Here is a 16,365-nt window from a genome sequence, read left to right as displayed (position 1 = left end):
ACATTGAATTTGTCAGTGAATGCGGTTTATCGAACGGTATGGACAATCGGCCACTCTGCTGGAAGCTCCTGGATTGAATTCCGGGGGGCGCGACCTATAAAAGAAAGACGAAAAGCTGCGCAACGCAGACTTACAACCGCCTTATGTCCGCCGATTCCGCCGACGCTCCAGGAACGCGTCGAGGCATCGGTTGCAAGCGCGGTAATTCTTCATCTGTTTAGTTCGGTGACCCGTCGCAGCAGTAGCGCATTGGCATCGACCCGTTCCTCGGCCCCATTGGGCAGGCTGGCTGTTCGCGGATCAATTCTTGTGGAGGACGAACACTGCTGCGCCGGATCGAGGAGTCCGGAAATGAGAGCACGTATATTGATGATTGCCGCGACCGCCGTCCTGTTTCTGGTACCGAGAACAGCCACCGCGGAGGAACTGAGCGGCCAGGCGGACCCCGGCATGTCAGGTCGCGCGATGATGCAGTTCAATGCGAACGAATCGGCGCAGGCGACGACCGATATGTCCTACGGTCGCAGTTGGGACCCGCGCGAGCAGGGCGTGCGCAACGCGTCGTATGGCGGTGTTCCGGCGGGCGAGTCACAAGCCGGTGGCCGACACAGCCAGTCCTGCTCGTTCAGCACGGAGTGCAAAACCTATTTCGGTCAATGACCGATCGGTGAGCGGCAGCAGGGCGCGCCTAACGAGGCGCGCCCGAATGACTCTGGGTTTCCAGGCAAAGGGCAGGCGTCGCGCGCCGCCGCGGCGGTGCATGCGCTTGACCGCAAGCGCATGCCATTTCACGAGAATGCCAGTTCCCGCGAAACATCAGCGCTGCGCTCGCCGAGGCGCGCGACGATATCGTCGACGCCGCGTACCGTATCGTTGTTTTCCGCCGGATCGTAGTAACCGCGGAACACTTCCAGCAGTGCGCGCCAGGACCCATGCCAGCGCGTTTCCCTTAGACAGACGCCGGTCGGATCGGCAATACGCAATACGCCGTTGTCCGGATAGAAAGTGAGCGTGACGAGACGGCCGTCGATGACGCAGGCGGCGGTGCAGGGGCGAGTCGTGACCATGTGTGTGGTGTCCTTTCGATAATTCCAATGTTTGTGCGTTAAACGCCGACGCGAGCTGCAGCAAACGCTGTGCCTGCGATGCCAGATGGCTGTGATCTCGATGGCAAAATTCGCTCGATCAATCCGGCCGTGTGGGCAGTATTCCAATGATTGACGACAATTTTTTGTATTCGTCGCGAAGTGATGCGCAATAGCGTCAGTATCATCCATTAAGGGTTTATGCTGAGTCGTTCGCTGATTGCTAATTCGTCCACAGTCGAAACGACGAGCATCATATTTTTATCGCAAATGAATCGCCACTCGTCATAAAAGTTTTGACACAGCAAGCCAGATTAATCCGCAATAGCGATGCGCGATCCTTTGTCTTGCCATTCCTTTACCCGTTTGCTAGCATCCCCGAGACAGTTTGAAATAGTCATAACGTACGGCAATTTCCGGACCCGCTTACATTGGGTCACCCGGTAGTCCATCTCCTTGCGAGGTATATGTTATGGCTAGCTCTCAACCCCTCCGCTGACGCTCCGGGAACGCGTGCGCAAAGCCGCGCCGCTCCTTGCGCGCACTCACCCGCTGCCACGCGCTCTTCACGATCAGTTCTGCGAGACAAATCGGCGCATCAGAAAAGAACCGTTACCGGTTTCAAAAATGCGTACCCGTCTGCTAAAAGCGATTAATAGTCCGTTTTCCTTTTTATTCGAAGCGACCGCAGTTGCCGCTGCTGCGCATAGTACGCGATCTGCGACAAAACATTTGCCGTAACAACGACGCAATCAAAAGGAGCATTTCATGGCTTGCAATACAACGGGCTCCAGGCTCATGCGAGTGAAGGCGATCACGGTTGCGTTCGCGGTTTTGGTCGCGCCGGCGGGTTCGGCGTTCGCGCAGGACAACGCGGCGTCCGCGCCGGAACAGCGGGCAATCGGCGCTGCCGCGCTGCTGCACGTTCAGGCGCGCGTCGTCGCGATCGATCCTGCGACGAACAGCGTGACGCTGCGCGGCCCACACGGCGGCGACGAAACCTTCGACGTGAATCCGCAAGCCGCCGACGTCAGCAAGCTGCATATCGGCGACATCGTGACGATTGCGTACAAAAACGCGCTGCTCGTCGGCGTCGACAAACTCGCGCCGAGCGGAATTCGCCAGCGCATCGATACCGAAGTCACGCAGCCCGCGGCCAACGGTGTGGTTGCATCGGCGCGCCGCGTCGAAGTCGTGGCGACGGTGCGCAAGATCGATCGCAAGAAGCGCACGATCACGCTGCGCGGGCCGTCGCGCACCGAAACGCTCGACGTGGCGCCGGACATTCCGCTCGAAAAACTGAAGGTTGGCGATTCGGTGCGCGCGGTGTTCGTGTCGGCCATCGCGGCGGCGGTGTCGCGCAATGGCGCGGACGTCAAATAACGGCGCTCGGGAAGGCTTAAATAAACTACGCTGAAGCGTATCGAGGCGTGCGGCGTCGAACCGCAACCGGGGGTTCGCCGTCGCGCGCCGGCCATCGCAGCTCAGGTTTCACAAGATCATCGCGTCGCGCGCGAAGGAGCGGGGAATGGAACAGAGCGAAACGGAAACCACTGCCGAATCGGAGCGCAAAAGGCTGGTCCGCAGCAAGATCCACGTGGGCCTCGCGGCGGTCGGCACGTTGTCGTCGGTGTTCGGCATCGGCATAGCGATCATCGGCGGCATCAACTTCGACCGGACCAAGGTGCTGGTCGGCGTCGGCATCATCGTCGTGTCGACCATTCTGTATGTGTCGATGCTTTTCGTCGCTGCCGATGACTAGCATCTTCGCTTCCCATTAGCGCTCGATCCCGCCGCCGATTCACTTTTGCTATCGCCCACTTCGATAGTCGAATTGTTGGTGCATCGCACCGCCCGTATATTGACTGCAGCGATATACAACAACTCGACGGCACGCCACACGGCGGCCCACAGGAGCACAGCAATGAATCGGATCGATCTGGAGGGGCGCGCGGTCGTCATCACCGGCGGCGCGCGCGGTATCGGCTACGCGGTCGCGCAGCGGGCGTTGAAGTCGGGCGCGTCGGTGGCGTTGTGGGACGTCGATAGCGAACGCCTCGCGCGCAGCCAGCGCGAGCTGAGCGAGCTCGGCAAGGTCAGCGCCGTCACGGTCGAGCTGACCGACGAAGCCGCGGTCCAGCAGGCCACCGCGCAAACGCTCGCCGAGCACCGCTCGATCGACGTGCTGATCAACTGCGCGGGCATCACCGGCGGCAACGGCACGACGTGGGAGCTCGAGCCGGACACGTGGCGCCGCGTGATCGACGTGAATCTGATCGGCCCGTACCTGACCTGCCGCGCGGTCGTGCCGCAGATGCTGAAGCAGGGCTATGGCCGCATCGTCAATATCGCGTCGGTGGCGGGCAAGGAAGGCAATCCGAATGCTTCGCACTACAGCGCGTCGAAGGCGGGCTTGATCGGGCTCACCAAGTCGCTCGGCAAGGAACTCGCAACCAGAAACATCCTCGTCAATGCGGTCACGCCGGCCGCGGCCAAGACCGAGATCTTCGATTCCATGTCGCAGCAGCACATCGACTACATGCTGTCGAAGATCCCGATGAACCGTTTCCTGCTGCCGGAAGAAGCGGCGTCGCTGATCCTGTGGCTGTCTTCCGAAGACTGCGCGTTCAGCACCGGCTCGGTGTTCGATCTTTCCGGCGGCCGCGCCACTTATTAATCGCGCTGCTCGAGCATTGCTCACGCGTCGAACGCGCGTTGTCGAGCCGCTTCGACGCCTCTCTCTCACGGAGCCCTTTCATGGCCATGCCTACCATCCGGCACGTGCGTGCCTTCATCGTTCGCGGCGGCGGCGCGGACTATCACGACCAGGCCGGCGGGCACTGGATCGACGATCACATCGCGACGCCGATGGCGCGTTATCCCGAGTACCGCCAGAGCCGCCAGTCATTCGGCATCAATGTGCTCGGCACGCTGGTCGTCGAGATCGAGGCGAGCGACGGTACCGTGGGCTTCGCGGTGACGACCGGCGGCGAGATCGGCGCGTTCATCGTCGAAAAGCATCTCGCGCGTTTTCTCGAAGGGCAGCTCGTGACCGACATCGAGAAGATGTGGGATCAGATGTACTTCGCGACGCTGTACTACGGGCGCAAGGGCGTCGTCCTCAATACGATTTCCGGCGTCGATCTCGCGCTGTGGGATCTGCTCGCGAAGGTTCGCAAGGAGCCCGTATATCAACTATTGGGCGGCCCGGTGCGCGACGAGCTGGTGTTCTATGCGACTGGCGCGCGGCCCGATCTCGCGAAGGAGATGGGCTTCATCGGCGGCAAGCTGCCTTTGCAGCACGGTCCCGCGGAAGGCGAAGACGGACTCAGGCAGAACCTCGAGAAGCTCGCCCACATGCGTTCGCGTGTCGGCGACGACTTCTGGCTGATGTACGACTGCTGGATGAGTCTCGACGTGCGCTATGCGACGCGGCTCGCGCAAGGCGCGCACGAATACGGCCTCAAATGGCTCGAAGAATGTCTTCCTCCCGACGATTACTGGGGTTACGCCGAACTGCGCCGCAACGTGCCACGCGGCATGATGGTGTCGACAGGCGAGCACGAGGCGACGCGCTGGGGCTTCCGGATGCTGCTGGAGATGCAGTGCTGCGATTTGATCCAGCCCGACGTCGGCTGGTGCGGCGGCATCACCGAGCTGATCAAGATTTCCGCGCTCGCCGATGCGCACAATGTGATGGTGGTGCCGCACGGTTCGTCGGTGTACAGCTATCACTTCGTCGTCACGCGCCATAACTCGCCGTTCTCCGAGTTTCTGATGATGGCGCCGAAAGCCGACGAAGTCGTGCCGATGTTCAACCCGCTGCTGCTCGACGAGCCGGTGCCGGTGAACGGGCGCATGAAGGTGCCGGACACGCCGGGCTTCGGCGTGCGGCTCAATCCGGAATGCGCGCTGGTGCGGCCTTACCAGCATTGAACGATTTGAACGCTTTGAACGCGTGCCGAACGGCGAACCCTGGCAAAGGAGACTAAGGTGCTGCTCAAGGACAAAGTCGTGATCGTCACCGGCGGCTCGCGCGGCATCGGACGCGCGATCGCGGTGGCCTGCGCCCGCCAAGGCGCGGACGTGGCGATCAACTACTGGGGTGACAACGACGCATCGTATGGCCGCCGCTCGGCGGTCGAGGAAGTGGTCGGCGAAATCCAGGCGTTGGGGCGGCGCGTGATCGCGGTGGAAGGCAACGTCGCCGCGCGCGATACCGGTCAGGAGCTGGTGCGCCGTACGGTCGACGCGTTCGGCAAGGTCGACGTGCTCGCGAGCAATGCCGGCATCTGTCCGTTCCACGCGTTTCTCGACATGCCGGCCGACGTGCTCGAATCGACGGTTGCGGTCAATCTGAACGGCGCGTTCTTCGTCACGCAAGCGGCCGCGCAGCAAATGAAAAAGCAGGGCACCGGCGGCGCGATCGTCGCGACGAGTTCAATCAGCGCGCTGGTGGGCGGCGGCATGCAGACGCATTACACGCCGACCAAGGCCGGCGTGCATTCGCTGATGCAGTCGTGCGCGATTGCGTTGGGGCCGTACGGCATCCGCTGCAACTCGGTGATGCCGGGCACGATCGCAACCGATCTGAACGCGGAAGATCTCGCCGATGAAGCGAAGAAGGCCTACTTCGAGAAGCGCATTCCGCTCGGCCGCCTCGGGCATCCCGACGACGTCGCCGATTGCGTCGTGTTTCTCGCGTCGGACCGCGCGCGCTATGTGACGGGCGCCGCGCTGCTCGTCGACGGCGGCCTGTTCGTGAACCTGCAATAAGCGACGCGAAATGCGGGCGTCAATTGACCGTGGCGGGCGTAGTCAGCGCGCCAGGTGCGATGGCAGGATTGTCGCGCGCAAGGTTGCGCGAGAAGCCGCGCAGCAGCTCGATCAAGCGCAGCGCCGGCTCGGCGAGCGGCTCTTCCTTGCGCGTCAGAATGCCGAAACCCGCGAGACTCTTGCCGATTTCCAGCGGCAGCGCGACGAGCAGCCCGCCGCGCACATGATCGCGCACGACCGACTCCGGCAGCATCGCGACCGCATCGTAGTTTTCGAGCAATTGCAGCGTCGCGAAGATCGACGCGCATTCGGTCAGATTGACCGGCGTGGCGAGCCCCGCGCGCGCGAGTTCTTCCTCGAACAGCACGCGCGCCGGACTCGTGATCGGCTGCGCCACCCACGGCCACGCGACCAGTTCGCGCAACGTGATGCGCGGGCGCAACGCGAGCGGATGCACGGCGCGCACGACGAGCAGCAGCGTTTCACGTGCGAGCGGCTCGAAACTGAAGTCGTTGTGCTGCAAGGGATTGGTCAGGCGCCCCAGCGCGAGATCGACCTCGCGGCGATGCAGCAATTGCACGACCTGGTCGCTCGTTTCTCCGAGGATGCGCACGTTGAGCAGCGGGCTTTCGGTCTTCAGCGTGGCGACCGACATTGCCAGCAGATCGGGCGCGGCGCCCATGATCGCGCCGACGGTCAGTTGGCCGTGGCCGCCACGGCGTTTGACGTCGAGGTCTTCGGCGAAGCGTGTGAGTTCGGCAAGCGCGCGGCGCGCGTAAGCGAGCGTGACGACGCCGAGCGGCGTCGGCGTCATGCCGCGGGCGTTGCGTTCGAACAGCAGAAAGCCGAACGCTTCCTCGATATCGCCGAGCATGCGGCTCGCGCTCGGTTGCGCAACGTTGACGGCCTCGGCGGCCTGGTGCAGGTTGCGGGTGTCGTCGAGCGCGACGAGCAGGGCGAGATGCTTGAACTTCAGACGGTTGACGAGTGCGACGGCGGCTGAATGTTGGCTCATGGTTGCCAGTAGAGGTGCCCGTGCGATTCGGTTTGTGGATCGCCCAATCCCAACAACGGATTGAGAGGCTATCGATGCAGGAATTATAGTCGTTCGAAGAAGTCGACAGGAGACAGGCCGCAATGGAGACGATCGCTTTCCGAATGGTGCTGAACCCCGGCATGCGCGAAGAGTACGAACGGCGTCATACGGAGATCTGGCCCGAGCTCGTTGACGCATTGCACAACGCCGGCGTGCGCGACTACCGGATTTTCTTCGACCCCGACACGCATCATCTTTTCGCGGTGCTGTCGCGCACGAGCGATCACACGATGGATCAGTTGCCGCAACTCGACGTGATGCGCAAATGGTGGGATTACATGGCCGACATCATGCAGACCGCGCCCGATCACACGCCGCTGTCGCAGACGCTCGAACCGGTCTTTCATCTCAGTCATTGAGGTGCCGCATGCAGGTTGTCGATTCGCATATCCATCTGTGGGATCTGAAAACGCATCGCTATCCATGGCTGGAGAACCCGGGCGTGTCGTTCGTCGGCGATGCGCGGGAGCTGAAGCATGACTATTTGCTCGACGATCTGCTCGGCGAAGCGGGCGACATCGACGTGCTGAAGCTCGTGCACGTCGAAGCGAATCACGATCCGGCCGATCCCGTCGAAGAAACGCGCTGGTTGCAATCGATCGCGGATCGCGGCGCGTCGCGCGGCATGCCGAATGCGATCGTCGCCGCCGTGGACCTGTCCGCGCAGAACGCACCGGCGTTGCTCGAAGCGCATGCGTCGTTCGCCAATACGCGCGGCATCCGGCAGATCCTCAACGTGCACGACAACAAGCTGTTCGATTACGTCGGCCGTCACTATATGCGCGAGCCGCAGTGGCGCGAGCATTTCGCATTGCTGCGCCGGTTCGACCTGTCGTTCGACCTGCAAATTTATCCGTCGCAGATGGAACAGGCGGCCGCGCTAGCGCGTGCGCATGCGGACACGCTATTGATCGTCAATCATGCGGGCATGTTCGTCGATCGCAATAGCGTGGCCGGTTATCGCGCGTGGCGCGACGGCATGCGCGTGCTCGCGGCCTGTCCGAACATCGCGGTGAAGATCAGCGGGCTCGCGATGTTCGATCATCACTGGACCGTCGAAAGCCTGCGCCCGTATGTGCTCGAAACGATCGATACGTTCGGCGTCGAACGCGCGATGTTCGCGTCGAACTTTCCGGTCGACCGGCTGTTCGGTTCGTATACGGATTTGTGGCGCGCGTATGCGGCAATCGTCGCCGATGCGAGCGAGGCTGAGAAAGACGCGCTGTTTCGGCGTAACGCGGAACGGTATTACCGGATTTGACGCGCCGCCGCGTCGAGCAGAACACAGCCGCAAAAAAGGAGACACGCAGTGCAGCCATCCCCATCCGTGGTGCCGCGACTCGAATTGCGGCACGCGAGCAAATCCTTCGGGCGGGTGCGCGCGCTGTCCGACGGCGACCTCGTGCTGTGGCCCGGCGAGGTGCATGCGCTGCTCGGTGAGAACGGCGCGGGCAAATCGACAGTCGTGAAAATTCTCGCCGGCGTGCATCAGCCCGATGCCGGCGAATTGCTGGTGAACGGCGAGGCGCGCCGCTTCGCGACACCCGCCGAAGCGCGCGACGCCGGACTCGCGGTCATCTATCAGGAGCCGACGCTGTTCTTCGATCTGTCGATCGCGGAGAACATCTTCATGGGCCGCCAGCCGGTCGACCGCTTCGGCCGCATCCAGTACGACGCGATGCATCGCGAAGTGGACGGACTGCTTGCCTCGCTCGGCGTCGAACTGCGCGCGGATCAACCGGTGCGCGGTCTGTCGATCGCGGATCAGCAGGTGATCGAAATCGCCAAGGCGTTGTCGCTGAACGCGAGCGTGCTGATCATGGATGAACCGACGGCCGCGTTGTCGCTGCCCGAAGTCGAGCGGCTGTTCGCGATCGTGCGCAAGCTGCGCGAACGCGACGTCGCGATTCTGTTCATCACACACCGGCTCGACGAAGTGTTCACACTGACGCAGCGCGTGACGATCATGCGCGACGGCGCGAAGGTGTTCGATGCACTGACCGCCGATCTGAACACCGACGCGATCGTCGCAAAGATGGTCGGCCGCGATCTGGAAACGTTCTATCCGAAGGCCGATTGCACGCCTGGTGAAGTGCGTCTGTCGGTGCGCGGCTTGACGCGCATCGGCGTGTTCAAGGACGTCTCGTTCGATGTGCGCGCGGGCGAGATCGTCGCGCTCGCGGGTCTGGTCGGCGCGGGGCGCAGTGAGGTCGCGCGCGCGATCTTTGGTATCGATCCGCTCGATGCGGGCGAAGTGTGGCTGTCCGGCAAGCGGCTCGACACCGGCAAGCCCGCGGCCGCGGTGCGCGCCGGGCTCGCGCTGGTGCCGGAGGATCGTCGCCAGCAAGGCTTGGCGCTGGAACTGAGCATCGCGCGCAATGCGTCGATGACAGTGCTCGGCCGGCTCGTGCGGCATGGCCTCATTTCGACGCGCAGCGAAACGCAGCTCGCGAACAAGTGGGGCACGCGGCTGCGCCTGAAAGCCGGCGACCCCAATGCGCCGGTCGGCACGCTGTCGGGCGGCAACCAGCAGAAGGTCGTGCTCGGCAAATGGCTCGCGACCGGCCCGAAAGTGCTGATCATCGACGAACCGACACGCGGCATCGACGTCGGCGCCAAGGCCGAGGTGTATAGCGCGCTCGCCGAACTCGTACGCGACGGCATGGCCGTGCTGATGATTTCGAGCGAGCTGCCCGAGGTGCTCGGCATGGCCGATCGGGTCCTCGTGATGCACGAAGGCCGCATCAGCGCGGAGGTCGCGCGCGCCGACGCGAACGAGGAGCGCATCATGGGCGCCGCGCTCGGTCAGGGACTCTCACCATTGGGACGTGCAGCATGATGCGCCATTCGACCCATCCCGCGCCGGTCCAGCAATCGCTGCCGAAACGTTCGGCCGCTTCGTCGGGCGGTCTTGTCGCGAGCATCGCAAAGAGCCGCGAAACCACGTTGTTCGTCGTGCTGATCCTGCTGATCGCGGGGACCGGGCTTGCGAAGCCGCAGTTCCTGAACATGCAGAATCTGCGCGACGTGCTGCTGAACGTGTCGATCATCAGTCTGCTGACGGCGGGCATGACCGTCGTGATCCTGATGCGGCATGTCGATCTGTCGGTCGGCTCGACGGTGGGTGTCAGCGCGTATGCGGTGGGGAGTTTGTATGTTGCGTTCCCGCATATGCCGGTGCTCGTCGCGCTGGCCGCGGGACTCGCGATCGGGCTCGTCGCGGGCGGCATCAACGCGCTGCTGGTCGCGGTGGGGCGCGTGCCTTCGCTGGTCGCGACGCTGTCGACGCTGTACATCTTTCGCGGCGCCGATTACGCATGGGTGCACGGCGGCCAGATCAACGCGACCAGTCTGCCCGACGCGTACTCGCGGCTCGCGACCGGCACGCTGCTCGGTATCCCGACGCTCGCGCTGATCGCGATCGTCGTGCTTGCCGGGCTGTCGGTATATCTGAAGCAGTTTCGCGCCGGTCGAGAGCACTATGCGATCGGCTCAAATCCGGAGGCCGCGCGGCTCGCGGGCGTCAACGTCGAGCGTCGCGTGATGTCGGGCTTCCTGTTGTCCGGCGCGATCGCGGGCTTCGCGGGCGCGTTGTGGCTCGCGCGCTTCGGCACCGTCGATGCGAGCACCGCGAAGGGCATCGAGTTGCAGGTCGTCGCGGCGGCGGTGGTCGGCAGCGTCGCGATTACGGGCGGCGTCGGCACGATCCTCGGCGCGACGCTCGGTGCGCTCGTGCTCGGCGTGATCAGCATCGCGCTGGTCGTGCTGCACGTGTCGCCGTTCTGGGAGCAGGCGATCCAGGGCGCGCTGATCGTCGCCGCGATCGCCGCCGATACGCTGCTGGCCCGCTCCGTCGCCAAACGCATGATGAGGAAACGCGATCATGGCTAAACCCGATTCCGCGCTGCTGACGCGCAAACGCGAAACGCCGCTGCAATGGGAAGTGTTGCTGGTGATCGTGCTGATCGTGTCGCTGGGGTTGGGGCGCTGGTTGTCGCCGGTGTTTCTGACCGGCGCGAACCTGAGCAACGTGTTCGCCGATCTGACCGAGATCGCGCTGATGGCGCTGCCGATGACGCTGATCATCGTCGCGGCCGAAATCGATCTGTCGGTCGCGTCGGTGCTGGGCGCATCGAGCGCGCTGATGGGCGTGCTGTGGCACATGGGTCTGCCGATGCCGGTCGTGATCGTGCTGGTTCTGATCGCCGGCGCGTTGGCCGGTCTGCTGAACGGCCTCGTGATCGTCAAGCTGAACCTGCCGTCGCTCGCGGTTACGATCGGTACGCTCGCGCTGTTTCGCGGTCTCGCGTATGTGCTGCTCGGCGATCAGGCGGTCGCGGATTTTCCGGCCGCGTATACGGCGTTCGGCATGAACACGCTTGGGCCCACCTTCGTCCCGTTGCCGTTCGTGATCGTGATCGTCGCGGCCGTGCTGTTCACCGTGCTGCTGCAAGCCACCGCGTTCGGCCGCAGCCTCTACGCGATCGGCGCGAATCCGACCGCCGCCGCGTTCTCTGGCATCGAAGTCGCGAAGATCCGCTTGCGCCTGTTCGTGATGTCGGGTCTCGTCAGCGCGCTCGCGGGCATCGCTTATACGCTGCGCTTCACCAGTGCGCGCGGCGATAACGGCGAGGGCTTCGAGCTATCGGTGATCGCGGCGGTGCTGTTCGGCGGCGTCAGCATTTTCGGCGGACGCGGCTCGATGGTCGGCGTGCTGCTGTCGCTGCTGATCATCGGCGTGCTGAAAAACGCGTTGACGCTCGACGACGTATCGAGCGAAACGCTGACCATCGTGACCGGCGTGCTGCTGCTCGCGTCGGTGCTGATTCCGAACCTCGTCGCGCGCTGGCGTGCGGCGCGCGACCGGCGTTTCATCGCGAAGTCCGCAGCGGCGTCTTCTTCATCCTGATCGTCACCGTTCTTACGAAGCTCCCAAGGACCGATAACCCGGCCCCCTCTCTGTCCAACAACAACGCAGGAGACACTTCATGTTCAAACCTCTACGTCACACCGGCATGGCTGCGCTATGCGCCGCGCTGCTCGCGATCAGCTGCGGCGGCGCATTCGCCGCGGACCTGAAAAGCGGCCTGAAGATCGCGTTCGTGCCGAAGCAGATCAACAACCCTTATGAAGTGATCGCCGACGACGGCGGCCTCTCCGCGATCAAGGAGTTCGGCGGCGTGGGCAAGGCGGTGGGGCCGTCGGATGCCGGAGCATCGTCGCAGGTGTCGTATATCAACACGCTGATCACGCAGCGCCAGGACGCGATCGTGATTGCCGCGAACGATGCGAACGCGGTCGTGCCGTACCTGAAGAAAGCGATGGGCCAGGGCATCAAGGTCGTCACGTTCGACTCCGATACCGCGCCCGAAGGCCGCCAGCTGTTCGTCAATCAGGCGAACGCTGAGGGCATCGGCCGCGGCCAGGTGCAACTGGTCGCGAAGCTGATGGGCGGCGAGGGCGAGTTCGCGATCCTGTCCGCGACGCCGAACGCGACCAACCAGAACACGTGGATCAAGTGGATGCAGGAGGAATTGAAGAAACCGGAGTACTCGAAGATCAAGCTCGTCAAGATCGCGTACGGCAACGACGACGATCAGAAGTCCTTCGTCGAAACCCAGGGCCTGCTGCAGGCCTATCCGAACCTGAAGGCGATCGTCGCGCCGACGACGGTCGGTATCGCGGCGGCGGCGCGCTACATCTCGTCGTCGTCGAGCAAGGGCAAGGTGGCGGTGACGGGCCTCGGCACGCCGAACCAGATGCGCGCGTTCGTGAAGAACGGCACCGTGACCGCGTTCCAGTTGTGGGACCCGAGCGAGCTCGGCTATCTGGCCGCGTACGCGGCGGCGTCGCTCGCGTCGGGCAAGATTTCGGGTAAGGAGGGCGAATCGTTCGACGCGGGCAAGCTAGGCAAGCGCACGATCGGCGCGCAAGGCGAGATCATTCTCGGGCCGCCAACCACGTTCGATGCGAGCAATATCGACAAGTACAACTTCTGAGCTTCGGCGGCGCCGACTGTCCACTCGACCGCCGTCGGCGGCGCGTGGGCAGTTAGCGCATCAGTACGAGCGTTCGCGTGCGGTCTGCTCAGCGGCGGATCGCGAAACGCTGTCCATACGCGGCGGGCGATGATCCGCTTCCCCACACCTCACCATCGATCAATACCCGTGTCACATCCTCGCCAGGCACCCGCACGTTCACCCGCGCGGCGGCCTCGCGATACAGCTGCGTCTGGTTGATGCGCGCGGCGATCGCTTCGTGATCGTTGCGTGCGTCGATGATCCCCCAGCGCTCGAACTGCGTAAGGAACCACGCACCTTCGATTGGATGCGGATAGTTGACCGCGCCGTCGTCGAAGAAGCGCATCGGCAGGCGGCGCGGGTACGCCGTGTCGACCCGGTCGCCAAGCCGCGCTGCGATCAGCGATTCGTCGATACCGATGTAATCGGACCGCGCGAGCCAGCGCGCAATTTCGTCGCGGTGCCCGGCGCCGTCGAGCCAGCGGCACGCTTCGAGCACGGTCTGCACGAGCGCGCGTGTCGTGCGCGGATGCGCGTCGACGAAATCGCGGCGGCAGGCGAGCACTTTCTCCGGATGCTCGGGCCACACCTCGCTCGTATAAGCGATCGTTGTGCCGACGCCATGCGCCTCGGCCATCGCATTCCACGGCTCGCCGACACACAGGCCGTCGAGCCGGTCTTCGGCGAGCGCCGCGACCATCTGCGGCGGCGGAATCGCGACGCTGTCGATGTCGCGCAACGGATCGACCCCTTGCGCCGCGAGCCAGTAGTACAGCCACATCGCGTGCGTGCCGGTCGGGAAGGTGTGCGCGAACACCGGCTTGCGGCCGAGCGTCGCGAGCGCCTCACGCAAAGTCCCGTGCTTCGCGAGCGCATCGGCGAGCCGGTTCGACAGCGTGATCGCCTGGCCGTTGCGGTTCAGCACCATCAGCACGGCCATGTCGGTGCGCGGTCCGCCGAGGCCGAGCTGCACGCCATACACGAGCCCGTAAAGCGCGTGCGCGGCATCGAGATCGCCCGACAGCAGTTTGTCGCGCACGGCGGCCCACGACGGCTGGCGGCACAGTTCGAGCGTGAGTCCATGCGCATGGCCGAACTCGAGCAGCTTCGCGGCGATCAGCGGGGCCGCGTCGGACAACGCGACGAAGCCGAGCCGCAGGTGGGTCTTTTCAGGCGGCTCTGCAAAGGCCGCCGCGGTGACGGAAGTGGCTGGATTCATGAGCGCATCATTTGAGCGAGGCGGCCGACGCGACGACCTCGCGCGCGACCTCGGCGAGTTTGACGCCCTGGTTCATCGCGCGTTTGCGCAGACTCGCGTAGGCGGCCGGTTCGGTGAGTTTCTGCTGATCCATCAGCAGGCGTTTCGCGCGATCGATCAGCTTGCGCTCAGCCAGTTCGTTTTCGGCCTGCGCGAGCCGTTCGCGCAATTGCGACTCCTGCGCGAAACGCGCGAGCGCGACTTCGAGGATCGGCGCGAGCCGCTCGGTCGCGAGGCCTTCGACCAGGTACGCGGTGACGCCCGCGTTGACCGCTTCGCGGATCAGTTGCTGGTTCGCGTCGTGGCTGAACATCAGCACGGGGCGCGGCGCGGTCGCGTGCATCACGGCGAGCTGTTCGAGCGTATCGCGCGACGGCGACTCCGTATCGATGATGATCACGTCGGGCCGCTCGTCCTGCACCGCGCGATGCAGCGCCTGCGGCGTCGCGGTGCCGGCGAGCATTTCGCAGCCGAGACAGGCGAGCGCGTCGCGCAGATCGCCGATGGGTTTGTCGGTGTCGGTGACAAGAAGAACGCGCAGCATGGAGTCAGGGGAAGGGACATCTGACTACCGGTAAAGCAATGGATATGCCAGTCATCGCGCGATGGGGATTGGCGACGTGTGTGAGCAGCGTGCGCGCGCGCAAATGGCGCGGGCAAATCGGGATTTTTGTGACGATCGCCGCGAATCGTCCGCGAACGAGATGTGCGGCTATCTCGATCGCGCTGCACCGGCACGGGGCACGCAGGACAGCGGACGCCCGATGCACCGAAGCGGCGCATCGCATACAAAGCGGTCGAAGGCTCGAAGCCTCAAAGCCAGCGCGAATAACTGCGTGGCGAAAACAGCAAGGTCACCGCCATCATTGCGGCGATGCAGCCGGCGAGCATGATCCACGCGGCGGCGAACCCGCCGCTCCAGCCGCGCACGATCCCGGCCACGAGCGGCGTGACGGCCGCGACGATGAAGCCGACGCCCTGCGTGAACGCGACCAGCTGGCCGGCCACGCGATGATCGCTCGAATGATCCATCGCGGTCACGAGCGTCAGCGAAAACACGCCGCCGAGCCCCGCGCCCGCGATACCGACCCACAGCAGCGGCGCGGCGTCGGGCAGTGCGATCAGGCCGAGCACGCCGGCCAGTTGTGCCGATAGCCCGAGCATCAGCCACGGGCGGCGATCGCGGAACGACGCGGCGGCCAGCGGCAGCAGCAATGCCGACGTGGCCTGGAAGACCGTCATCGCAGCGAGCAGCGAGCCGCTCGCTGCGACGCCCGTGCCGCGCTGCTGATAGAACGCCGGCAGCCACGCGACCAGACTCGTATAACCGCCATTGACGATGCCGAAGTACAGGCCGAGCGTCCACGCGCGCCGCGTGGTCCACGGCGAGAACGCCGACGCGGGCACGGCAGAGGTGCGCAGCGTGGCGGGGGCCAGCGCATGCCGCCGCGTCAACAGCCACCAGCACGCGAGCGCGCCACAGGCCGGCAGCGCCCACACCGCGAGCCCCGCGTGCCACGTCTGCATTGCGCGGCTGACCCACGGACCCAGACTCGCGCCGAGGCCGCCTCCGCCCATGATCGACGCGGAGAACACGCCCATCGCGAGCGGCACGCGGGCGTGGAAACGCTGCTTGATGACGGCGGGCAGCAACGCCTGAATCGCGGCCACGCCAGCGCCTGCGAGCAGGGCCGTAGAAAGCAGCGTGAAGCCGCTCGACGCAATCCAGCGCGCGGCGCACGCAAGCGCGATCGCGGCGAGGCCGAGCGCGACTCCGCGCGTTTCGCCGACGCTGCGCGTCAACGCCGCTGCGCCGAATGCGCCGACGCCCATCGCGACGACCGGCAGGCTGGTCAGCAATGACGCGCCGTAGAAGCTCAGGCCGGTTGCGCCGCGAATCGTGGTCATCAACGGGCTGATCGAGGTCAGCAGCGGACGCAAATTGATGCCGATCACGACGATCGCGCCGAGCCACGCGAGGTCGTGCCATGTGAGCGCGGAGCGGGCGCGGCTTGCGGAGGTACTGTGAGGAGTAGCGCTGGTGGGCGAATTCATGGCGAGCCTGAGAGCCGGACTGCGGGAAAACGTTGCAGTCTGCGTTTTGGTCAACCATAGTAACTTAAAATGGTT

Annotated in this window: 17 protein-coding genes; 12 read left to right on the top strand and 5 right to left on the bottom strand. The window is 64.4% G+C overall.

All coding sequences use genetic code 11. The features are described from left to right. Positions 1-351: 351 nt before the first annotated feature. Positions 352-660: a hypothetical protein gene (locus VSR82_RS30755; RefSeq protein WP_368581905.1), complete on the top strand. Its 309-nt coding sequence runs from the start codon at positions 352-354 to the stop codon at positions 658-660. 128 nt (positions 661-788) lie between these two features. Here VSR82_RS30755 and VSR82_RS30750 read toward each other — a convergent pair whose 3' ends face one another. Next, positions 789-1,067, bottom strand: coding sequence for a hypothetical protein (locus VSR82_RS30750; protein WP_410848498.1), 279 nt, complete (start codon positions 1,065-1,067; stop codon positions 789-791). Between the two features lie 786 nt (positions 1,068-1,853). Between VSR82_RS30750 and VSR82_RS30745 the strand changes: the two genes are divergently transcribed. From VSR82_RS30745 to lra1, 5 genes are all read left to right on the top strand, one after another. Beyond that, a complete protein-coding gene (locus tag VSR82_RS30745; protein WP_410848307.1) occupies positions 1,854-2,468 on the top strand; it encodes a copper-binding protein in 615 nt (204 codons plus the stop codon). 145 nt (positions 2,469-2,613) lie between these two features. Continuing rightward, entirely contained in the window at positions 2,614-2,847 is a 234-nt protein-coding gene (locus VSR82_RS30740) for a hypothetical protein (protein WP_018434370.1), read from the top strand. Between the two features lie 162 nt (positions 2,848-3,009). Further along, complete coding sequence (locus VSR82_RS30735; RefSeq protein WP_429455679.1) at positions 3,010-3,762, top strand: SDR family NAD(P)-dependent oxidoreductase; 753 nt, start codon at positions 3,010-3,012, stop codon at positions 3,760-3,762. An 80-nt stretch (positions 3,763-3,842) separates the two neighbouring features. Beyond that, on the top strand, positions 3,843-5,021 hold the full coding sequence (rhmD, locus tag VSR82_RS30730) for an L-rhamnonate dehydratase (protein WP_429455678.1): 1,179 nt from the start codon (positions 3,843-3,845) through the stop codon (positions 5,019-5,021). 57 nt (positions 5,022-5,078) lie between these two features. Continuing rightward, positions 5,079-5,861: an L-rhamnose 1-dehydrogenase Lra1 gene (gene lra1, locus VSR82_RS30725; protein ID WP_429455677.1), complete on the top strand. Its 783-nt coding sequence runs from the start codon at positions 5,079-5,081 to the stop codon at positions 5,859-5,861. A 19-nt stretch (positions 5,862-5,880) separates the two neighbouring features. Here lra1 and VSR82_RS30720 read toward each other — a convergent pair whose 3' ends face one another. Next, positions 5,881-6,876, bottom strand: a complete 996-nt coding sequence (locus tag VSR82_RS30720; protein WP_429455676.1) for a LysR family transcriptional regulator — start codon at positions 6,874-6,876, stop codon at positions 5,881-5,883. A gap of 122 nt (positions 6,877-6,998) precedes the next feature. Between VSR82_RS30720 and rhaM the strand changes: the two genes are divergently transcribed. The 6 genes from rhaM (at position 6,999) to rhaS (ending at position 12,956) form a co-directional block, all read left to right on the top strand. Further along, entirely contained in the window at positions 6,999-7,316 is a 318-nt protein-coding gene (gene rhaM, locus VSR82_RS30715; protein ID WP_176106219.1) for an L-rhamnose mutarotase, read from the top strand. 8 nt (positions 7,317-7,324) lie between these two features. Further along, on the top strand, positions 7,325-8,218 hold the full coding sequence (locus tag VSR82_RS30710) for an amidohydrolase family protein (protein WP_429455675.1): 894 nt from the start codon (positions 7,325-7,327) through the stop codon (positions 8,216-8,218). 48 nt (positions 8,219-8,266) lie between these two features. After that, positions 8,267-9,796, top strand: a complete 1,530-nt coding sequence (locus VSR82_RS30705; RefSeq protein ID WP_429455674.1) for a sugar ABC transporter ATP-binding protein — start codon at positions 8,267-8,269, stop codon at positions 9,794-9,796. After that, positions 9,793-10,848 (top strand): ABC transporter permease, encoded by a 1,056-nt coding sequence (locus VSR82_RS30700; RefSeq protein WP_429455673.1) that lies wholly within the window; start codon positions 9,793-9,795, stop codon positions 10,846-10,848. The genes VSR82_RS30705 and VSR82_RS30700 overlap by 4 nt, the downstream gene beginning before the upstream one ends. Continuing rightward, positions 10,841-11,866: an ABC transporter permease gene (locus VSR82_RS30695; RefSeq protein ID WP_429455672.1), complete on the top strand. Its 1,026-nt coding sequence runs from the start codon at positions 10,841-10,843 to the stop codon at positions 11,864-11,866. The genes VSR82_RS30700 and VSR82_RS30695 overlap by 8 nt, the downstream gene beginning before the upstream one ends. A 79-nt stretch (positions 11,867-11,945) precedes the next feature. Beyond that, the gene (gene rhaS, locus VSR82_RS30690; RefSeq protein WP_368581916.1) at positions 11,946-12,956 is read left to right on the top strand and encodes a rhamnose ABC transporter substrate-binding protein; all 1,011 of its coding nucleotides are present in this window, start codon (positions 11,946-11,948) and stop codon (positions 12,954-12,956) included. Between the two features lie 88 nt (positions 12,957-13,044). On the opposite strand, the gene VSR82_RS30685 is transcribed toward rhaS, so the two are convergent. The 3 genes from VSR82_RS30685 to VSR82_RS30675 form a co-directional block, all read right to left on the bottom strand. Beyond that, complete coding sequence (locus tag VSR82_RS30685) at positions 13,045-14,196, bottom strand: CmpA/NrtA family ABC transporter substrate-binding protein (RefSeq protein ID WP_368581917.1); 1,152 nt, start codon at positions 14,194-14,196, stop codon at positions 13,045-13,047. Positions 14,197-14,203: 7 nt separating this feature from the next. Beyond that, the gene (locus VSR82_RS30680; protein ID WP_368581918.1) at positions 14,204-14,779 is read right to left on the bottom strand and encodes an ANTAR domain-containing response regulator; all 576 of its coding nucleotides are present in this window, start codon (positions 14,777-14,779) and stop codon (positions 14,204-14,206) included. Between the two features lie 269 nt (positions 14,780-15,048). After that, on the bottom strand, positions 15,049-16,290 hold the full coding sequence (locus VSR82_RS30675; protein WP_368581919.1) for a cyanate transporter: 1,242 nt from the start codon (positions 16,288-16,290) through the stop codon (positions 15,049-15,051). Positions 16,291-16,365: the final 75 nt, after the last annotated feature.

Origin of the sequence: Burkholderia sp. JPY481 (genome assembly GCF_038900515.1) — a bacterium.
Classification (GTDB): Bacteria; Pseudomonadota; Gammaproteobacteria; order Burkholderiales; family Burkholderiaceae; genus Paraburkholderia; species Paraburkholderia youngii.
This window is presented reverse-complemented; position numbering and strand designations above follow the sequence as displayed.